General features: G+C 62.4%; 19 protein-coding genes. 7 read left to right on the forward strand and 12 right to left on the reverse strand.

The features are described from left to right. The first annotated feature begins 43 nt into the window (after nucleotides 1–43). The 5 genes from FSY45_RS11985 to FSY45_RS12005 all read left to right on the forward strand — a co-directional run bounded on the left by FSY45_RS11985 (nucleotide 44) and on the right by FSY45_RS12005 (nucleotide 4,683). Nucleotides 44–589, forward strand: coding sequence for a shikimate kinase (locus tag FSY45_RS11985; protein ID WP_039049583.1), 546 nt, complete (start codon nucleotides 44–46; stop codon nucleotides 587–589). Between the two features lie 55 nt (nucleotides 590–644). Continuing rightward, a complete protein-coding gene (aroB, locus tag FSY45_RS11990; protein ID WP_046461057.1) occupies nucleotides 645–1,742 on the forward strand; it encodes a 3-dehydroquinate synthase in 1,098 nt (365 codons plus the stop codon). Nucleotides 1,743–1,826: 84 nt separating this feature from the next. Further along, nucleotides 1,827–3,005 carry a deoxyguanosinetriphosphate triphosphohydrolase gene (locus tag FSY45_RS11995; RefSeq protein WP_003062008.1) on the forward strand — a complete coding sequence of 393 codons (1,179 nt, stop codon included), beginning with the start codon at nucleotides 1,827–1,829 and terminating at the stop codon, nucleotides 3,003–3,005. A 155-nt stretch (nucleotides 3,006–3,160) separates the two neighbouring features. Continuing rightward, nucleotides 3,161–3,778, forward strand: coding sequence for a DUF1415 domain-containing protein (locus tag FSY45_RS12000; protein WP_003062011.1), 618 nt, complete (start codon nucleotides 3,161–3,163; stop codon nucleotides 3,776–3,778). Then, the gene (locus tag FSY45_RS12005) at nucleotides 3,778–4,683 is read left to right on the forward strand and encodes an SAM-dependent methyltransferase (protein WP_046461058.1); all 906 of its coding nucleotides are present in this window, start codon (nucleotides 3,778–3,780) and stop codon (nucleotides 4,681–4,683) included. Before FSY45_RS12000 ends, FSY45_RS12005 begins: the two co-directional genes overlap by 1 nt. Nucleotides 4,684–4,728: 45 nt before the next feature. Here FSY45_RS12005 and pgi read toward each other — a convergent pair whose 3' ends face one another. Then, the gene (pgi, locus tag FSY45_RS12010) at nucleotides 4,729–6,333 is read right to left on the reverse strand and encodes a glucose-6-phosphate isomerase (RefSeq protein WP_046461059.1); all 1,605 of its coding nucleotides are present in this window, start codon (nucleotides 6,331–6,333) and stop codon (nucleotides 4,729–4,731) included. Between the two features lie 12 nt (nucleotides 6,334–6,345). Beyond that, on the reverse strand, nucleotides 6,346–7,311 hold the full coding sequence (gene tal / locus FSY45_RS12015; RefSeq protein ID WP_046461125.1) for a transaldolase: 966 nt from the start codon (nucleotides 7,309–7,311) through the stop codon (nucleotides 6,346–6,348). Between the two features lie 244 nt (nucleotides 7,312–7,555). Here tal and FSY45_RS12020 point away from each other — a divergent pair, with 244 nt between their 5' ends. Next, complete coding sequence (locus FSY45_RS12020) at nucleotides 7,556–8,401, forward strand: SIS domain-containing protein (protein ID WP_003058703.1); 846 nt, start codon at nucleotides 7,556–7,558, stop codon at nucleotides 8,399–8,401. A gap of 221 nt (nucleotides 8,402–8,622) precedes the next feature. On the opposite strand, the gene catC is transcribed toward FSY45_RS12020, so the two are convergent. From catC to FSY45_RS12070, 10 genes are all read right to left on the reverse strand, one after another. Then, nucleotides 8,623–8,907, reverse strand: a complete 285-nt coding sequence (catC, locus tag FSY45_RS12025) for a muconolactone Delta-isomerase (RefSeq protein ID WP_003062020.1) — start codon at nucleotides 8,905–8,907, stop codon at nucleotides 8,623–8,625. Between the two features lie 50 nt (nucleotides 8,908–8,957). Then, nucleotides 8,958–10,295, reverse strand: a complete 1,338-nt coding sequence (locus tag FSY45_RS12030; protein ID WP_003062023.1) for a short-chain fatty acid transporter — start codon at nucleotides 10,293–10,295, stop codon at nucleotides 8,958–8,960. Nucleotides 10,296–10,513: 218 nt separating this feature from the next. Continuing rightward, entirely contained in the window at nucleotides 10,514–11,251 is a 738-nt protein-coding gene (locus FSY45_RS12035; protein WP_003062025.1) for an SDR family oxidoreductase, read from the reverse strand. 52 nt (nucleotides 11,252–11,303) lie between these two features. Beyond that, nucleotides 11,304–11,612: a YciI family protein gene (locus FSY45_RS12040; protein ID WP_003062026.1), complete on the reverse strand. Its 309-nt coding sequence runs from the start codon at nucleotides 11,610–11,612 to the stop codon at nucleotides 11,304–11,306. 19 nt (nucleotides 11,613–11,631) lie between these two features. Continuing rightward, nucleotides 11,632–12,693 (reverse strand): cyclase family protein, encoded by a 1,062-nt coding sequence (locus FSY45_RS12045; RefSeq protein ID WP_046461126.1) that lies wholly within the window; start codon nucleotides 12,691–12,693, stop codon nucleotides 11,632–11,634. A 68-nt stretch (nucleotides 12,694–12,761) separates the two neighbouring features. Next, nucleotides 12,762–13,559 (reverse strand): 3-oxoadipate enol-lactonase, encoded by a 798-nt coding sequence (gene pcaD, locus FSY45_RS12050; protein WP_046461060.1) that lies wholly within the window; start codon nucleotides 13,557–13,559, stop codon nucleotides 12,762–12,764. Nucleotides 13,560–13,722: 163 nt separating this feature from the next. Next, a complete protein-coding gene (locus FSY45_RS12055; protein WP_046461061.1) occupies nucleotides 13,723–14,718 on the reverse strand; it encodes a tripartite tricarboxylate transporter substrate binding protein in 996 nt (331 codons plus the stop codon). 164 nt (nucleotides 14,719–14,882) lie between these two features. Next, nucleotides 14,883–16,094 carry a 3-oxoadipyl-CoA thiolase gene (gene pcaF, locus FSY45_RS12060; RefSeq protein ID WP_114862829.1) on the reverse strand — a complete coding sequence of 404 codons (1,212 nt, stop codon included), beginning with the start codon at nucleotides 16,092–16,094 and terminating at the stop codon, nucleotides 14,883–14,885. Nucleotides 16,095–16,154: 60 nt separating this feature from the next. Then, nucleotides 16,155–16,796: a 3-oxoacid CoA-transferase subunit B gene (locus FSY45_RS12065; protein ID WP_003058693.1), complete on the reverse strand. Its 642-nt coding sequence runs from the start codon at nucleotides 16,794–16,796 to the stop codon at nucleotides 16,155–16,157. Nucleotides 16,797–16,827: 31 nt separating this feature from the next. Beyond that, nucleotides 16,828–17,529 carry a 3-oxoacid CoA-transferase subunit A gene (locus FSY45_RS12070; protein WP_046461063.1) on the reverse strand — a complete coding sequence of 234 codons (702 nt, stop codon included), beginning with the start codon at nucleotides 17,527–17,529 and terminating at the stop codon, nucleotides 16,828–16,830. A 103-nt stretch (nucleotides 17,530–17,632) separates the two neighbouring features. Here FSY45_RS12070 and FSY45_RS12075 point away from each other — a divergent pair, with 103 nt between their 5' ends. Next, a complete protein-coding gene (locus FSY45_RS12075; RefSeq protein WP_034361331.1) occupies nucleotides 17,633–18,469 on the forward strand; it encodes an IclR family transcriptional regulator in 837 nt (278 codons plus the stop codon). The last annotated feature ends 9 nt before the right edge of the window (nucleotides 18,470–18,478 follow it).

Consider the following 18,478-nt stretch of genomic DNA (forward strand, 5'->3'; position numbering starts at 1 on the left):
CGAGAATCATGGGCTGGCCAGATTGGCGGATGACGGTAACGCGATGACTGTTCTAAAGAAATTTCATATTGCCCTTGTGGGTTTGCCAGGCTCTGGCAAATCCACCATCGGACGCTATTTGGCCAAGCGTTGGTCTATGCCTTTTGTGGATGTGGATGTGGCCATCGAAGAGCATATCGGCTGCACGATTCGCGATTTTTTTGCCAAGGAAGGCGAGTCCAGATTCAGGGATGTAGAGCAAGAGGTGCTGGCAGCGCTGCTGGCGCGACCTGAGAAAACGGTGGTTGCCACAGGTGGCGGTGCCGTGCTGAAGGCTGAAAACCGGCAAGAGCTGGCCGAGCATGCACAGGTGGTCTATCTGAGTGCATCACCGCATGAGATTGCCAAGCGCCTGCAGCGGGATACTCAGCGTCCCTTGCTGCAAGTGGACAATCCTTTGCAGCGCTTGCTGGATTTGCATGCCATCAGAGATCCGCTCTACAAGGAGGTTGCAGATTTTGTGGTGGCGGGCAGCGGCCTGTCCGCCACGCAGGTGGCTCAGCGAGTTGCCATGCAGATTGAACTCGGTCAGCATTCCGGATTGCGCTGAAAAGCTTGTTGGTCAATACACTGCGTGTGGTTCCTGCTATGTATTTTGAGAGAGGTTGAACGTGGAAACGGTGCATATTGATCTGGGAGAGCGCAGCTATCCCATCGTGATTGCAGAGGGCTTGCTAGCCCAGAGCTCCACTTGGCAGGCATTGCCCAAGGCGGCGGCGGCTCTGGTCGTGACGAATGATGTCGTGGCCCCGCTTTATCTGTCTACGCTCAAGCAGGCCTTGAGCGGCCAATACGCTCAGGTTCACGAGGTGGTGTTGCCCGATGGCGAAGCGCATAAAGACTGGCAGACTCTGAACCTGATTTTTGATGCCCTGCTGCAGCATGGTTGTGACCGCAAGACGGTGCTGTTTGCACTGGGTGGCGGTGTTGTGGGGGATATGACGGGCTTTGCTGCCGCCAGCTATATGCGTGGCGTGCCTTTTGTGCAGGTGCCGACCACGCTGCTGTCCCAGGTCGATTCTTCGGTGGGGGGCAAGACTGCCATCAACCACCCGCTGGGCAAGAACATGATTGGGGCCTTCTACCAGCCGCAGCTGGTGCTCTGCGATCTTGCTACGCTGGATACCCTGCCCGAGCGCGAGTTGAGCGCAGGTCTGGGGGAAATCATCAAATACGGCCCTATTGCCGATATGCAGTTCTTCGACTGGCTTGAGCAGAACATGGATGGCCTGCTGCGCCGCGATCGCGACATGCTTGTCCATGCCGTCAAGCGTAGTGTGGAGATCAAGGCCTGGGTCGTGGGGCAGGACGAGAAGGAAGCAGGTCTGCGCGCGATTCTCAATTTTGGTCATACCTTCGGTCATGCGATCGAGGCCGGCATGGGCTACGGCAACTGGCTGCACGGTGAAGGTGTGGCGGCAGGCATGGTGATGGCGGCGGAGCTGTCCCAACGTCTTGGCCTGGTGGAGGCGAGCTTTGTCTCGCGTCTGCGCAAGCTGATTGAGCGAGCGGGCTTGCCGGTGCGCGCAGCGGTCATCGATGTCCAGGACAATGCTGGTCGCTATCTGGAGCTGATGCGGGTCGACAAGAAATCCGAAGCCGGTGAAATCCGCTTTGTGCTGATCGATGGTCCCGGCAAGGCGGTGATGAGGTCGGCACCTGACGCTCTGGTGCGTGAAGTGATCGAGAGTTGCTGCGCTTGATGGATGGCGCTATGTGAGCAGACCCTGGGGGAAGCGAGCCCATAGCTGTTAGAGTCATTGCATCGAGTTGTTGAGGCGATTTGCATGACCGCTCTGGCTTCCTACGCCTGCCATCCCCAGCAAAGCCGCGGGCGTCGCTTTGCTGAGCCCCCGGCTCCCACGCGCAGCGACTTTCAGCGCGATCGGGATCGCATTGTTCACTCCTCGGCCTTCAGGCGACTGGTTTACAAGACCCAGGTCTTTGTGAACCATGAGGGCGATCTGTTCCGAACCCGGCTCACGCATTCTCTGGAAGTGGCACAACTGGGGCGCTCCATCGCGCGTTCTTTGCGGCTGGATGAAGACCTGGTTGAAGCCATCTGTCTGGCGCATGATCTGGGGCACACACCTTTTGGACATGCGGGGCAAGACGCGCTCAATGAGTGCATGAAGCCCCATGGCGGTTTTGAGCACAATCTGCAAAGTCTGCGTGTAGTGGACAGGTTGGAGGAGCGTTATCCCGCCTTTGACGGTCTGAACCTGACTTTTGAAACGCGCGAGGGAATTCTCAAGCATTGCTCGCTCAGCAATGCGCAATTGCTGAATGCACGTGAGCCCGGCGGCGTGGCTCAGCGTTTTCTGGATGGCACTCAGCCTTCTCTGGAGGCACAGCTATGCAATCTGGCGGATGCGATTGCCTATAACGCCCACGATGTGGACGACGGCGTTCGATCGGGTCTGATCACCATGGCCCAGCTGCGTGAAGCAGTGCCTTTGTTTGCCCGCTACTACGCCTCGACATTGGCGGATTGGCCCGATCTGGCTCTGCCGGATGCTCAGCGCAAGCTGCTCTATGAGAGCATTCGCCGCATGCTCAGTGACCAGGTCTATGACGTCATCCATCACTCACAGGCCGGTATTGAGCAGGCGGCTGTGCGCTCGGTGCAGGAGGTTCGTCAGCACGGCCGGACGCTGATCGGTTTCAGCGAAGAGATGAAAGCGCAGTCTCTGGTGCTAAAGCAGTTCTTGTTCAGGCAGCTCTATCGGCATCCTCAAGTCATGCAGACCATGAACAGTGCCCAGCAAGTTGTGAAAGAGCTGTTTGCTGCTTATATGGTGGAGCCTGAACGCATGAAGCCGCGCTTTGTTCAGCGTGCCCATATCGTCACTACCCTGCATGAACGTGCGCGAGTGGTGGCAGACTTTATTGCGGGTATGACGGATCGTTATGCAGCGCGCGAGCATGAGCGCATCACCGGGCTTAGGCTGCTGGGCGAGGCCTGAAGGAAGCTCCTCAACGGTCTTGCTGCCAGTGGCGAGCATGGCACAGGCCGGATCGCTAAAATAGCGGTTCTGTGTATCTAGAGCCGGAATATTTCCCGCCCAGTGCGCATTCTTTGGGGGCGATGGCCCCCGTTTGCATTTTGGAGGGCCCTGTCATGACCGAAACTTCAACCATCGCCGATCAGGCTTTCCCGCCGGAGCTTGTGATTGCGGATACCGTGCGCTGGCTGGAAAAGGCCGTGATAGGTCTCAACCTATGCCCTTTCGCCAAAGGCGTGCATGTCAAGGCTCAGATCCACTACGCCGTCAGCGATGCGACCGATGCGGAGGCTGTTGCCGAGGCTCTGCATCGCGAGCTTGAGGCCCTGGCCGAAGCCAACGCAGAAAAACGCGACACCACACTGCTGATACTGCCCCATGCCCTGCAGGATTTTCTGGACTTCAATGACTTTCTTGAAGTGGCGGATGCCATGATCGAGGAGCTGGATCTGGGCGGCATCTTGCAGGTGGCCTCGTTCCATCCTCAATTTCAGTTTGAGGGCACGGATGTGGACGACGTTACCAACTGCACCAATCGTGCTCCCTATCCCATATTGCACTTGTTGCGCGAAGACAGCATCGACAAGGCTGTGGAGGTGTTTCCGGAAGCCGAAACGATATACGAGCGCAATATGGAAACGCTGGAAAAGATCGGCATCGAAGGCTGGCTGGACCTGGATGTCGGGGCTCGCTGCCCCGTGACCGGCCATGGTCAGACGAAGGCAGAGAAGTGATGGGCAAGACCGATAAAAAGCAGAGCCTGCAAAAGCCCGCCAAAGCAGGGGCAATTGATATCGCCGAGCAACTGGGGCTCAAGCCCGGCCAGAGCCTTGAGTTGCTCAAGGCCCTGCATATTCTGACGCGAGAGGGAAAGCTCAATCAGGATTCGCGCCGCAAGCTCAAGCAGGTCTATCACCTCTATCAGTTCATCGAGCCTTTGCTTGCCGAGCTGTCCACGGATGGGCATGCCGTGACATTGGCTGACCATGGTGCGGGCAAGTCCTATCTGGGGTTCATTCTTTACGACCTGTATTTCAAGGCCTTGGCTCAGGGTCGGATTTTCGGTATCGAGACGCGTGCGCCTTTGGTCGAGGCATCCCAGAAGCTGGCGACTGAACTTGGCTTCGAGCGCATGGAGTTTCTCAATATGTCGGTGGCCGAGTCCACGCGAGCAGACTTCATGCCTTCGCAGTTTGACGTGGTCACGGCCTTGCACGCCTGCGATACGGCGACCGATGATGCGATCGCCTTCGGGCTGGAAAAGCAGGCCAAGGCCATGGTGCTGGTGCCTTGCTGCCAGGCCGAGGTGGCTGCATGTCTGCGCCAGACCAAGGCCATGAGCCTGGCGCGCACTCCGCTGGCCGAGTTGTGGCGTCACCCGATCCACACTCGCGAGATGGGCAGTCAGATTACCAATGTGCTGCGCTGTCTGTATCTGGAGGCTTGCGGCTACCAGGTCACGGTCACCGAGCTGGTGGGCTGGGAGCACAGCATGAAAAACGAATTGATTGTGGCCCGTTATACGGGACAGAAAAAGCGCAGTGCGGCGCAACGCCTGCGTCAGCTGCTCGCTGAGTTTGGACTGGAAGGCCTGGCTGGCGTGCGCTATCCCCATTTGCAGCAAACCAGCGCGGCCTGAGCAGGCTTGAAGCATGAGCTCTGCCGGGCCCGCTGCTTGTGATGCTCAGTGACTCTCCATCAGGCGCTTCATCAGCTCCTGCGTTGACGCGTCCACTCCTTCCCAGTCATTGTGGTTCTGGCGGGCATGAAGCTGCTTTGCCAGCTTCTTGCCCAGTTCCACACCCCACTGGTCGAAGCTGTTGATGTCCCAGATGGCGCCAGAGACAAAAATGCGATGTTCATACAGCGCAATCAAGGCGCCCAGAGAGGCTGGATCCAGTCTTTCAAGCATCAAGAAACTGCTGGGGCGATTGCCGGGGCAGTCTTTTTCCAGACCTTCGCCGCAGCGCCCCACCATCAGCGCCTGGGCCTGGGCAATCGCGTTGACTACCAGGCTTTGATGGTGCTCGCCCAGGTATTTGCCCCCGTCGCGCAGGGCAATGAATTCGACCGGTATGACATCCTGCCCCTGGTGCAGCATCTGGAAAAAAGCATGCTGCCCATTGGTGCCGGGCTCGCCCCAGATCACCGGTGCCGTGGGAGCTGTGAGCCGAACGCCATTCTTGTTGATGCTTTTGCCATTGCTCTCCATCTCCAGTTGCTGCAGATAGGCCGTCAGGCGGCGCAGTCCATGGCTGTAAGGTGCAATGCAGCGGCTGGAAAACTGGCAGAAATTGCGATACCAGATGTCCAGTAGTCCCAGGCGCACCGGGAGATTGCTCTCCAGAGGGGCTGTGAAAAAGTGGGCGTCCATCGCGTGCGCGCCGCCCAGTAGCGCCCAGAATTGCGCCGAGCCTATGGCGATGGCGATAGGCAAGCCGATGGCGGACCACAGCGAAAAGCGTCCGCCTACCCAATCCCAGAAACCCAGCGTGCGCTGTATGCCGAACTCTGCAGCCGCCTGTGTATTGGTGGTGAGGGCCACGAAGTGTCGGTCGATCGAGCATGGGGCCTGCGGATCTTCGCTGCCGCCATGATCGAGAAACCACTGCCTGGCCGAGCGAGCATTCAGCATGGTCTCGGCCGTGGTGAAGGATTTCGAGGCAATTAGAAACAGCGTGCTTTCCGGTTTGACCCGGCGCAGCACATGTCCCAGTTCGTGGCCGTCCACATTGGAGACAAAGTGAAAGTTCTTGTCCTGGTCTATCCAGTCCTCAAGGGCATTGACCACGACTTCCGGACCCAGGTGCGAGCCGCCGATGCCGATATTGACGATATCGGTGATCTGTTGGCTGCCCCTGATCTGATCGGCCAGGGCGAGCATTCGATCCAGTGTGTCGTGAACCTCACGCAGCGCCGAATGCATGTCCTGGGGCCAGGACCGAAGCACGGGTGACTGGGCGAGCTGCCCGCCGTCTGCAGGAGTGCGCAGCAGCCAGTGCATCGCGCTGCGCTGCTCGCTGGTATTGATGGCTGCGCCGGCCAGCATGGCGTCGCGCTTGCTCGAGAGCTGGCTCTCGGTTGCAAGCTGCCTCAGCAAGGCCTGGGTCTCGCCAGTCCAGAGGTTCTTCGACAGATCGGCGAAGACATGCGGCGCCTGCATGCTCAGGGCGTCAAGACGTTGCGGGTCTTGTGCAAAAGCCTGGCGCAAATCCAGATGCTGGATCTGCGACCGGTAATGGGTTTGCAAAGCCTGCCAGGCAGGCAGTTCGTGACAAAGAGGCGTCAAAGGAAATTTCCGTCAATCTGCAGCCGCTTGCTGCATCAATGCTTCCAGCTTCAGGGTGTCCGCGGTGAAAGCGCGAATGCCCTCGGCCAGCTTTTCGGTGGCCATGGCATCTTCGTTCAGCGCAAAGCGAAACGAGGCCTGGTCATACAGAACGCGTTCCTGCGGCTGGGCTCTGGCCTTGTCCGGGTCCAGGGCGCGAGTCAAAGGCATGGCGTCGTCCTGCTGTGCGCGGAGCTGGGCCAGCAGCTCAGGTGCAATGGTAAGCAGATCGCAGCCCGCCAGAGCCAGAATCTGGCCGGTATTACGAAAGCTTGCACCCATGACCTCGGTGGAAACATCGAAGTGCTTGTAATAGTCGTAGATCTTCTGTACGGAGCGCACGCCCGGATCATTGGCGCCGGCCATGGTGGCTTCATCCCACTGCACGCCGGCCTGCTTTTTGTACCAGTCGTAGATGCGGCCCACAAAGGGCGAGATCAGTTGGACCTTGGCCTGGCCGCAGGCAACGGCCTGGCAGAAGGAGAACAGCAGCGTCAGATTGGTGTGAATGCCGCGCTGCTCGAGAATGCGGGCCGCTTCAATCCCTTCCCAGGTGGCGGCGATCTTGATGAGCACACGCTCGGTGTGGATGCCTGCGGCCTGATACAGCTCGATCAGTCGCTCGGCGCGCGTGACCGTGGCCACGGTGTCGAAAGACAGGCGGGCATCGACTTCGGTGGAAACACGGCCGGGTATGGTGTTCAGAATTTCGCAGCCGAAGCGCACCAGCGTCCGGTCCATGATTTCGTCCAGCCCCCGGTCTTTGAATTGCGCCACGGTGGCGCGCATCAGCGGTGCATATTCGGTCTTTTGAACCGCTTTGAGAATCAGGGATGGATTGGTGGTGGCATCTTGCGGTTGAAACTGCGCCAGTTGATGAAAATCACCGGTGTCCGCGACCACGGTCGTGAATTGCTTGAGCGCCTCCAACTGATTCATGTCCATCCTTTGCTGTGTTTCAAACTAACCAGCAAGTGTAGAGCGTGAATCCCTGATTGAGAATGAGCTTGCAGATACTCCGTTTGAGGATGCATCAAGGCAAACCCTGCTGAATATGCGCGCTCGCCTATTTATTTGCGGAAATATTCAAGTTTTGCTGCCATTTTGCGAGGCATGAGGCGCTTCGGTCTTATGCTCGCTTTTTTCTGCACTCATTCATTGCCTCCACCTCATCTGCGCCAATATGCTTGATCGGATTACTGCCTCCCTTCCGTCCCTGGCGCCTGCAGAGCAGCGTGTTGCACGCCTGGTACTGGCCGATCCGCGGGCCTTCGCGCATCTGCCGGTGCGAGAGCTGGCAGTGCGGGCACATGTCAGCAAACCCACGGTGGTGCGCTTTTGCCGCAGCATGGGCTATGACGGCCTGGCGGACTTCAAGCTCAAGCTCGCGGGCAGCGTCAGCGAAGGCGTGCCCTTCATCCATCGCAGTGTGGACAGCGATGACAAGACCAGCGATGTCATGGTCAAGGTGGTGGACAACGCGGTTGCCGCTTTTCTGCAGTACCGCAATGCGGCCAGCACGGCGGCCATAGAGCAGGCTGCACAGGCGATTGCCGCGACCTGGCAGACCGGCAAGCGTATCGAGTTTTACGGCGCCGGGAACTCGGGCATCGTGGCGCTGGATGCCCAGCACAAGTTTTTCCGCCTCGGTGTGACCAGTCTGGCCACCAGCGATGGTCATATGCAGGTCATGAGCGCGACCTTGCTGGGTCCGGGCGACTGCGTGGTCATCATCTCGAACTCCGGGCGCACGCGAGATCTGATGGATGCGGCGGATATCGCTCGCAAGAACGGGGCCACCACCATCGCCATCACGGCCAGCGGCTCGCCTCTTGCCTCCGCTTGCCAGGTGCATCTGGCTGCCGATCACCCCGAAGGCTACGACCGCTACAGTCCCATGGTCTCGCGGTTGCTGCACCTGCTCATCATCGACGTGCTGGCGACCTGCGTAGCACTGCGCATCGGGCCTGCGCTGCAGCCGGCGCTGGAGCAGATGAAGAACAATCTGCGCGCCAAACGCTATACCTGAAAGCCCGCAAAGACGCGGCCTGGGGCGGGCAGCAGCGAAGGCGCGAGTGCTCTTTTTTGCTCTTTTTATAGGAGCTTCTATCGCTTGATTGATAATGATTTTAGATGCAAAACATATTGAAATCCTTTGTGAATAGACGGTAACAGCTATCAAAAAAGCCCATGCGGGCAAAACCTGCATGGGCTTTGTTGCGGGCGGGCGCTTGCCCGCCGTTGTCGTGCTTACTCCTGCACGATGGAGGAGGGGTGGTTGGCCAGGGGCTTTACCTTGATCTGCATATAGGGGAACAGCGGCAGGCCGCTGAGCAGGCTGTGCAGTTCGTCATTGCTCTGGACGTCGAAGATGCTGACGTTGGCGTATTCGCCCACCACGCGCCAGATATGGCGCCACTTGCCTTCGCGCTGCAGCTTTTGCGAGTATTCCTTCTCGTCCTGCTTGATCTGCGCGACCAGTGCGGGGTCCAGCGAGTGGGGGATCTGGACAATCATTTCGACCATGTACAGCATGGGGTTCTCCTAGGTGAGGAAGTGAACGGAAAAAGTACGCTGGCGCTCTGTTACAGATGAGGCCAGATCAGCATGGTGGTCGCGTAGATGACGCCGACCAGCATCATGGAAACCACGGTATAGCCCATGATGTCCTTGAGCTTGAGCTTGGACAGCGCCAGGGCCGGCAGGATCCAGAATGGCTGGACCAGGTCGTTCCAGCCATTGCCCAGCATCACCGACATGGCGGTCTGGGCCTGCGAGGCCCCCAGAGTCTTGGCCGCGTCAATCATGAACGGGCCCTGCAGCACCCAGTGGCCGCCGCCCGAGGGCGCGAAGAAGTTGATCACGAAGGAGCTGACCAGGCCCCACAGCGGCAGCGTGTGCTCGCTGGCGATGCTCACGAAGATGTGGGCGATGGACTCCACCAGGCCAGAGCCATGCATGATGGCCATGATGCCCGCGTAGAAGGGGAACTGCAGGATGATGCCGCCGATGGTCTTGACGCCCTCATTGACCTTTTCCACATAGAGCATGGGCGTCTTGAGGAGCAGCACGCCCAGGAACAGGATGAAGAAGTTGATCATGTTCAGGTCGAGGTTGCCGCCCTTGACGAAATGCAGCACCACATAGGCCATGCCGCACAGGCCGATCAGCAGATTGAGCACGCGGCTGTTGTTCAGGCGGTAGGCCAGGGTCTTCTGGTCGCCCAGCAGGTCGTGACCCGCTGCGCTCTTGCCTTCTTCGGCGGCCACGGCGGGGTCCAGCTCCACGATCTTCTCGCCGGCCTTGGGGTGCATGGCGGCATTGAGCAGCGGCAGGGCAATGAGCACGGCCAGACTGGTCAGCAGCATGGGGGCGGAGAAGATGGTCTGCGTCAGAGGGATCAGGCCCATGCTGCTCTCGAAGGTGTGGCCCTTGGTCGAGATCAGCACCGGAATCGTGGCCGAGAAGCCCAGGCTGTACATGGTGAAGCCGGTATAGGCCGAGGCGATGATCAGCGGATAGTGAACGCCCTTGACCTTGAGCGCCAGCTTGCGCGCCATGATGCCGCCGATCACCAGGCCGAAGCCCCAGTTCAGGTAGCTGCCCACGCAGCCCACGATGGTGGCCACGATGATGGCCTGGCGTGGTGTGTGCACGTGGCTGGCGATGCGGTCCAGGAAACGGTTGACCAGGGGCGCGGCCGCCAGCACATAGCCCATGACCAGGATCACGGCCATCTGGGTGGTGAAGGCCAGCAGGCTCCAGAAGCCCTTGCCCCAGTCCTCGACCACGAGGTTGACGGGCCGGCTTTCCACGGCAAAGGCCAGGACCATGGTCAACAGGGTCAGCAAGATGGCAAAGACGAAGGGGTCGGGCAGATACTTGCGCATCAGCTCGGTGAAGAAGGCGGTGATTTTCGACATGGGTGCCGGTCTCCGGGGTTGGAATGATTTATGGGGAGAAGAAGGCGCCTGCGCCGCGGGGGCGCAGGGCTGGAACGTGGCTTTGCGGAAGTGGCTGGCAGGGCTCGCGTCAGAGACGCCGAGCCAGGGCCGTCCCGCAGCGTGGGCGTCGTCCCCTCCCGCGCATCGAGAGAGGGCGCCGTGCATGCAGGCAAGCCGCAGCGCGGCTCAGGAGGCGTTCATACGGACGCCACGCCGACGGTCATCCCGCCGCAGACATAGAGCACCTGTCCGGTCACAAAGCCACTGCGCTCGTCGAGCATGTAGGACACGGCATGGGCCACATCCTCGGGAGTGCCCACCCGCTTGACGGGGACGGACTGGATGATCTTCTGCGTGCGCGGTGCATCGGGCGGGTTGGCCTTGTCGAACAGCTCGGTGCGGATGGGGCCGGGGCCTATGGCGTTGGCCGTGATGCCCCACTGTCCCAGCTCCAGCGCCCAGACGCGCGTCATGCCGATCAGGCCAGCCTTGGTGGCAGCGTAGGCGGTGCGCAAGTCCTTGCCCAGCGCGGCGCGCGAGGACATGTTGACGATGCGCCCGAAGCCCGCCTCCTTCATGCCGGGCAGCAGAGCCTGCATGCACTGGAAGGCGCAGCGCAGGTTCAGCGAGACGGCCAGGTCGAACTCGGCCAGGGTCTGGGACGCGGCGTCATTGGGCACGACCACGCCAACGTTGTTGACCAGGCGTGTGATGGGGCCGCCTTCCAGAGCCTGACGCAGGGCGCGCGCCGTGTCCTCGGTATTGCTGAGGTCGGCCTGGATGCCGCCGGGCACATGGTCGACCACACGGTCGATGATGATGGGTTCGTAGCCGTCGGCGCGGCAGCGCTGTGCAGCGGCGGCGCCGATGCCGGCTCCGCCGCCGGTGATCAGTACACGGGGGCGGAGCGGAAGGGAAGCGTTCTGGGAAGACATGGCAATACTTTCGGACGGAATGCGAGGAAAGGGCTGGGCTGGCGGACTTGCGCTAGGCCGCCGCAGGCAGGTGGCTGGCGCCGGCCACATAGGCTTTGCGCCAGCGGGTGATGGACACGCGCTCGAACAGGCCGGCAGCGAAGAAGGGGTCGGACTCTATGAAGGACTGGGCTGCTTCGCGCGTGTCCAGTTCCACCACGTACAGGCCGCCACCGAGGTCGCTGCCGTCGTCGGCCAGCTTGGCGCCGCAGGCCAGCAGCAGGTGCTTGTGGGTGTCCAGAAAGCCCAGGTGCGCGGGGCGATGGGCCTGGCGCACGGCCTGGTGACCGGGCTTGTCGAAGGTTTCGATGATGAAGGGCATAAAGGCTCCGGTGTTGGGCTCAGACCGTGGCGACGGGCGTGACCGGCGAGGCGATGGCGCCCGGCAGGTTCAGCGGCGGTGCCGTGAGCAGGAAGCGGTGGCGGCCGCGCTCGCGCAGCCAGTGCGCCAGCGGCGTCAGGTGCCACAATTCGCCCAGGTGTACGCCCAGCTTGAACAGGCAATGCTCGTGCAGCGGCAGGGCCGCGCAGCAGGCAGCGCCGGGGCGCGCGGGGAAGGCCTCGACCGCGTAGTTGTCGGTGGCGATGACGGCGATCTGGCTGTCGGTGATCCACTGCAGCAGGCGCGCATCGCGCCCGTCGAGCACGGCGCAGGCGTGTTCCAGCACCTCGGGGTCGGGGTTTTTGTGCATGTCCAGCACCCGCTGGGCAAAGCCTGTGTGCAGGCACAGCATGTCGCCGGGCTCGATCTGCACGCCGTCGGCGGCGATGGCCTGCATCAGCTGCTCGTAGCCGACCACGGTGCGGGCGTCGCCGAAGTGGGCGCGCAGGTCCACCATCACCCCGCGGCCCTGCACCCCGTTGCGGGCCATGCCTTCAATGCCCAGGGCCTTGGCACAGCTGGTGCTGGCGTTGTCGTCCAGGTGCGCGGGAATGCCGGTGCCGCTCAGTTCGGCGGGGCCCACGATGTCGATACCCGCAGCAAAGCCGTTGTAGTACAGCGGCTCGGGCAGACCGTCGCCGTTGGCATCGAACAGGGCGCCCACATGGGCCAGGCCGTCCCACTGCGTGGAGTACTGCAGCGACAGGATGACCATATCGTCCGAGAGCACATCGGTGCGGCCTGGCTCCAGCTCCTGCAGCAGGCAGTTGAAATTGACGCGGCCCTTGCGCTGCAGCGGACGCAGCACCGGGGGCTTGCGGTTGGGATTGAGGGCGCTGCCGCCCGGGTAGTCCAGCGGCAGGCTCAGCGCAAAGCGCTGGCCGGTCTGCACTTCGGCCACGCCTTGGCGGACTTTTTCGGGGGTCAGCAGGTTCAGGCGGCCGAGCTGGTCGTCTTCACCGAAATCGCCCCAGGTCGAGCCTTCGGGGCGGTGTCTCCAGCGGCGGGAGAGTGTGGGCATGGCGGTCTCCGTGTCACAGGCCGTGGCGGCCGCTGCCACAGAAGGGCAGCCGGTCGTCGCGGCGTCGGTCAGTGCTGGCGTGCAAAGCCGGCCAGGGCTTGTTCGAAGGCCTCGGGCGCCTCCAGATTGGACAGGTGCGAGGCCTGCAGCTCGACCAGCTGCGAGCCGGCGATGGCGGCCTGCATGGCCTGGGCATCGGCCACCGTGGTCACGGGGTCATGCGCGCCGGCCACCAGCAGCGTGGGCGTGGCGATGGCGGCAATCGCTGCGCGCAGGTCCTCGCGGGCCAGTGCTTCACAGCAGCTGGCATAGCCTTCGGGGGCGATGCTGGCGATCCAGGCCTGGGCGCGTTGCACCACGGCCGGCTGGGCAGCTGCAAAACCGGGCGTGAACCAGCGGCCCGGCGACGATTCGGCCAAGGCCTGCATGCCGGCTGCGCCGTTGGCGCGCACCTGGGCGGCACGCTCCAGCCAGGCCGACTCCACGCCGATTCTGGCGGCGCTGTTGGTCACGGTGAGACTGCGCAGGCGCTGGCCGGCATTGACACCCAGCCACAGGCCGGTCAGGCCGCCCATGGAGATGCCGCAGAAATGCGCCTGCTGTACCTGCAGCGCGTCGAGGATGGCCAGCACATCGCGGCCCAACTGGTCAAAGCTGTAGGGGCCGTCGTTGCAGACGCTGGCGCCATGGCCGCGCGTGTCGTAGCGAAGCACGCGAAATTCGCTGCGCAGGGCAGCTACCTGTGCATCCCACATCTCCAGCGTGGTGCCCAGGGAGTTGGACAGCACCAGCACGGGGGCGTCGGCAGGGCCTTGCAGATCAATGCGGAAATCACCGCTGGCAGTGGAGAGCAGGGAGGTGGTCATACAGACTCGCAGACGATGAGTGAAGTAGAGCGCGTAGCAGCGCATGAAACTGGCGTGGATCAAGCTAGGGACAGCGAGCAAGGGCCGTCCCGCAGCGAGGCTGTCGTCCCCCTCCCGAAGGAGAGGGGGAAGCCGCGCAGCGGCTCAGGGGGGGTGTCTGATCTCAAACGCTGGCGCCGGAGTCCTTGACGACCTTGCCCCACTTCTTGGCTTCGGCATCGATGAACTTGGCAAAGCCGTCCTGGGTGTCGATCACGACTTCGCCGCCCTGGTCGTTGATCTTCTTGATCACGGCGGGATCCTTGAGCACCTTGGCAATGGCGGCATGCAGCTTTTGCTGGATGTCGGCCGGTGTCTTGACAGGTACGAAGAGACCGAACCAGGAAGTGGCTTCATAGCCGGGCACGCCGGCTTCGGCCACGGTGGGCACATCGGGCAGTTCGGGCGAGCGCTTGGCCGTGGTCACGGCGATGGGGCGCAGCTTGCCCGAGCGCACATGCTGGATGGCCGAGGGCATGTTGTCGAACATGATGGCGATCTGGTTGCCCAGCAGATCGGTGATGGCCGGCGCGCTGCCCTTGTAGGGCACATGCACCATGTCCAGATGGGTCATGGACTTGAACAGCTCGCCAGACAGGTGGATGGAGCTGCCCGAGCCCGAGGAGCCGAAATTCAGCTTGCCGGGATTGGCCTTGGCGTAGGCCATCATTTCCTTGACCGTCTTGAAGGGCTGGCTGGGGTGGGCCACCAGCAGATTGGGCACATTGGCGACGCGGGTCAGCGGAGCGAAGTCCTTGACCGGGTCGAAGGGCATCTTTTTGTACAGGGCTTCGTTGATGGCGTGCGTGCCCACCGTCCCCATGAACAGGGTGTAGCCGTCACCGGCTGCGCGGGCCGCGGCCTGGCCGCCGATATTGCCGCCCGCGCCGGGGCGGTTGTCGATGATGATGCTCTGGCCCAGTTCGGTGCTCAGGGCCTGGCCCACCACGCGCGCCAGGATGTCGGTCGTACCGCCGGCCGAGAAGGGCACGATCATGGTGATGGGCTTGCTGGGATAGGGCGTCTGGGCCATGGCGGGAGCAGCGCCCAGAGCGAACAGGGCGGTTGCTGCCAGGGTCTGCAGGCTGCGGCGGCGAGACAGGGAAAGGGAATTGGACATTGAGGTCTCCGGAAAAAGGCAAGACACCGCCGGCCAGTGGCCGGGGCGCGGGCTGCCGCGGTGGCACACCTGCGAGAGAAGGTGCACGCCAGCGGTCGTTGTTTGGGTGTAAGAGGCAGGGGGCGGCAGCAGGCCGGACTGATCCGGCCCTGCCGCAGTCGGAATCAGACGCGTTCGAGCACCACGGCAATGCCCTGGCCCACGCCGATGCACATGGTGCACAGCGCATAGCGCCCGCCAAAGGCATGCAACTGGTTCACGGCCGTGGTGGCCAGGCGGGCGCCCGATGCGCCCAGGGGGTGACCCAGGGCGATGGCGCCGCCCCACTGGTTGACACGGCGGTCGTCGTCGGCAATGCCCAGGTCGCGCAGCACGGCCAGGCCCTGTGCAGCAAAGGCTTCGTTGAGCTCGATGACGTCCATTTGCTCAAGAGTCAGTCCTGTCTGGGCCAGCACCTTGCGCACGGCGGGAGCGGGGCCGAAGCCCATGATGCGCGGCGCGACACCGGCCACGGCCATGCCGACCACACGGGCGCGCGGCACCAGGCCGTACTGTTTGGCTGCCTCCTCGTTGGCCAGCAGCAGTGCGCAGGCACCGTCGTTGACGCCGCTGGCGTTGCCGGCCGTGACCGTGCCGTCAGGGCGTACCACGCCCTTGAGCTTGGCCAGTGCCTCGATGGTGGTGGCTCGGGGGTGTTCGTCCTGGCTCACGACAATGGGGTCGCCCTTTTTCTGGGCGATGGACACGGGCACGATCTCGCGCGCCAGATGGCCGGCGGCAATTGCGGCCGCTGCCTTTTCCTGGCTGGCCAGGGCCATGCGGTCCTGGGCTTCGCGTTCGATCCCGAAATCGTCGGCCACGTTTTCGGCGGTCTCGGGCATGGAGTCCACGCCGAACTGGGCTTTCATCAGCTTGTTGACAAAGCGCCAGCCGATGGTGGTGTCGTAGACAGCATTGCTGCGGCTGAAGGCGGACTCGGCCTTGGGCATGACGAAGGGGGCGCGGCTCATGCTTTCCACGCCGCCGGCAATCATCAGGCGGGCTTCGCCGGACTTGATGGCACGCGCGGCGGTGCCGACAGCGTCAAGGCCCGAGCCGCACAGGCGGTTGATGGTGGCTCCGGGCACGTCGATGGGCAGGCCGGCCAGCAGCGCCGACATGCGGGCCACGTTGCGGTTGTCCTCGCCAGCCTGGTTGGCGCAGCCATAGAGCACATCGGCCACGGCGGTCCAGTCCACGTCGGGGTTGCGCTGCATCAGCGCCTTGATGGGCAGTGCGCCCAGATCATCGGTGCGCACGCTGGACAGCGCGCCGCCGTAGCGACCGAAGGGGGTGCGGATGGCGTCGCAGATAAAGGCTTGGTTTTGGTTGCTCATGACATGTCTCCGTTATAAAAATTGAGCTTGGGGTCTAGGTCGGATTGGCTTGAGGGCCGTTCAGGCCGCGATGGGAAGGCCCACGATGCGTTCGAGTTCGGCGTGCTCCAGGCCTTCGACCTTGTCGATCAGGCGCAGCCCCTCGGGTGTGCAGGCCAGGGTGCACAGATCGGTGTAGATGCGCTTGACGCAGCCCAGGCCGGTCAGCGGGTAGCTGCACTGGGCCACGACCTTGCTCTCGCCCTTTTTGGTGAGCAGATCCATCATCACCCAGGTCTGCTTGGCGCCAATGGCCAGGTCCATGGCTCCGCCCACGGCGGGGATGGCGCCGGGCTCGCCGGTGCTCCAGTTGGCCAGATCGCCCGTGGCCGAAACCTGGAAGGCTCCGAGTACGCAGATGTCCAGGTGACCGCCGCGCATCATGGCGAAGCTGTCGGCGTGGTGGAAATAGCTGCCGCCGGGCAGCAGGGTCACGGGCTGCTTGCCGGCATTGGTCAGGTCGTAATCTTCGGAGCCGGCCGCCGGTGCCGGGCCCATGCCCAGAATGCCGTTCTCGCTTTGCAGCACGATCTCGCGTCCTGCGGGGATGTGGTTGGCCACCAGGGTGGGCTGGCCTATGCCCAGATTCACATAGGCACCGTCATGAATATCCTGGGCCACGCGCAGGGCCAGTTCGTCCTTGCTTCGTTTTTGATAGCTCACGCTTGTATCTCCTTGCTGGACCTTGGCGGGCTCAGGCCGCCTTCTTGAAGCCGCCGGCCTGGGTGGCCACGCGCTCGATCTTCACCACCTGGCTCACATAGATGCCCGGGGTGACCACGGTTTCGGGGTCAAGCTGGCCGAGTTCCACGATCTCATGCACGGTGGCCACGGTGAACCTGGCGGCCGAAGCCATCACGGGGCCGAAGTTGCGCGCCGACATGCGGTAGGTCAGATTGCCCCAGCGGTCGCCTTTTTCTGCCTTGATCAAGGCCACATCGCCATGGATGGGGTACTCCAGCACATAGTGCTTGCCGTTGATCTCGCGCGTTTCCTTGCCTTTTGCGAGTTCGGTGCCGTAGGCCGTGGGGCAGAAGAAAGCGCCTATGCCTGCGGCGGCAGCGCGCATGCGCTCGGCCAGATTGCCCTGGGCCACCAGTTCGAGCTCGATCTTGCCGCTGCGGTACAGCTCGTCGAAGACCCAGCTGTCCACCTGGCGCGGGAAGCTGCAGATGATCTTGCGCACCTGGCCGGTCTTGAGCAGGGCGGCCAGGCCGGTGTCGCCATTGCCGGCATTGTTGTTGACCACGGTGAGCTCGCGTGCACCCTGGGCGATCAGGCCGTCGATCAGCTCGCCGGGGATGCCCGAGGTGCCGAAGCCGCCGATGAGCACGGTGGAGCCGTTTTGAATGCCGGACAGGGCCTGAGCGACCGAGTCGGCGATCTTGTTGATCATGGGTGTCTCCAATTTTCTACACAAAGATCTGCGCCATTGGCGCTAAAATGTTCGCATATAGAACATTTGTTCGCTAAAAGAATTGTAGAAAAGGATGATGAAAATGGAGACTGTAAAAACCACATCAGGGAAAACCCAGGTCGAGGGCGAAGCGGTCTCGCTCAAGCCCGGTGACAGCTATGTGCAGTCCTTTGCCAGGGGGCTGGAAGTCATACGTTCGTTCAGCGCCAGGGCGCCCGAGCAGACGCTCAGCGAGGTGGCTGCCGCCACGGGTCTGACGCGTGCCGGTGCAAGGCGCATCCTGCTGACGCTGCAGACGCTGGGCTATGTGCGCAGCGATGGCAAGTACTACGCACTTACGCCGCGCATCCTGGATCTGGGCTTTGCCTATCTGAGCTCCACGCCGCTGTGGAATCTGGCCGAGCCTGCGATGGAGGCGCTGGTGGACGAGGTCAAGGAGTCATGCTCGGCCGCGGTGCTCGAGGGCCTGGACGTGGTCTATGTTCTGCGCGTGCACACGCACAAGATCATGAGTACCAATCTGGGCGTGGGCTCGCGACTGCCTGCCTTCTGGACATCCATGGGCCGGGTGCTGCTGGCGGCTCTGCCCCCCGATGAGCTGCGGGCGCTGATGGCCCGGCGCGAGCAGCGCGCCTTCACGCGCCACACGCTGACCGGCGACGACGAGCTGCATGCCGAGATTGCCCGCGTGCGCGAGCAGGGCTGGGCCCTGCTCAACCAGGAGCTGGAGGAGGGCCTGATCTCGATTGCCGCCCCCATACGCAATGCGCGCGGCCAGACCGTGGCGGCGCTCAACATCAGTGGTCAGGCCAACCGCACCAGCGAGCAGATGATGCGCGAGCGGTTGCTGCCGCAGTTGCTGGCCGCTACGCGCCACATCAGTCAGTTGCTGAGTGCTTCGGGTCGCATGCATCTGTGATGTCTGGCG

It is taken from the genome of Comamonas sp. Z1 (genome assembly GCF_008121555.1).
Classification (GTDB): domain Bacteria; phylum Pseudomonadota; class Gammaproteobacteria; order Burkholderiales; family Burkholderiaceae_C; genus Comamonas; species Comamonas thiooxydans.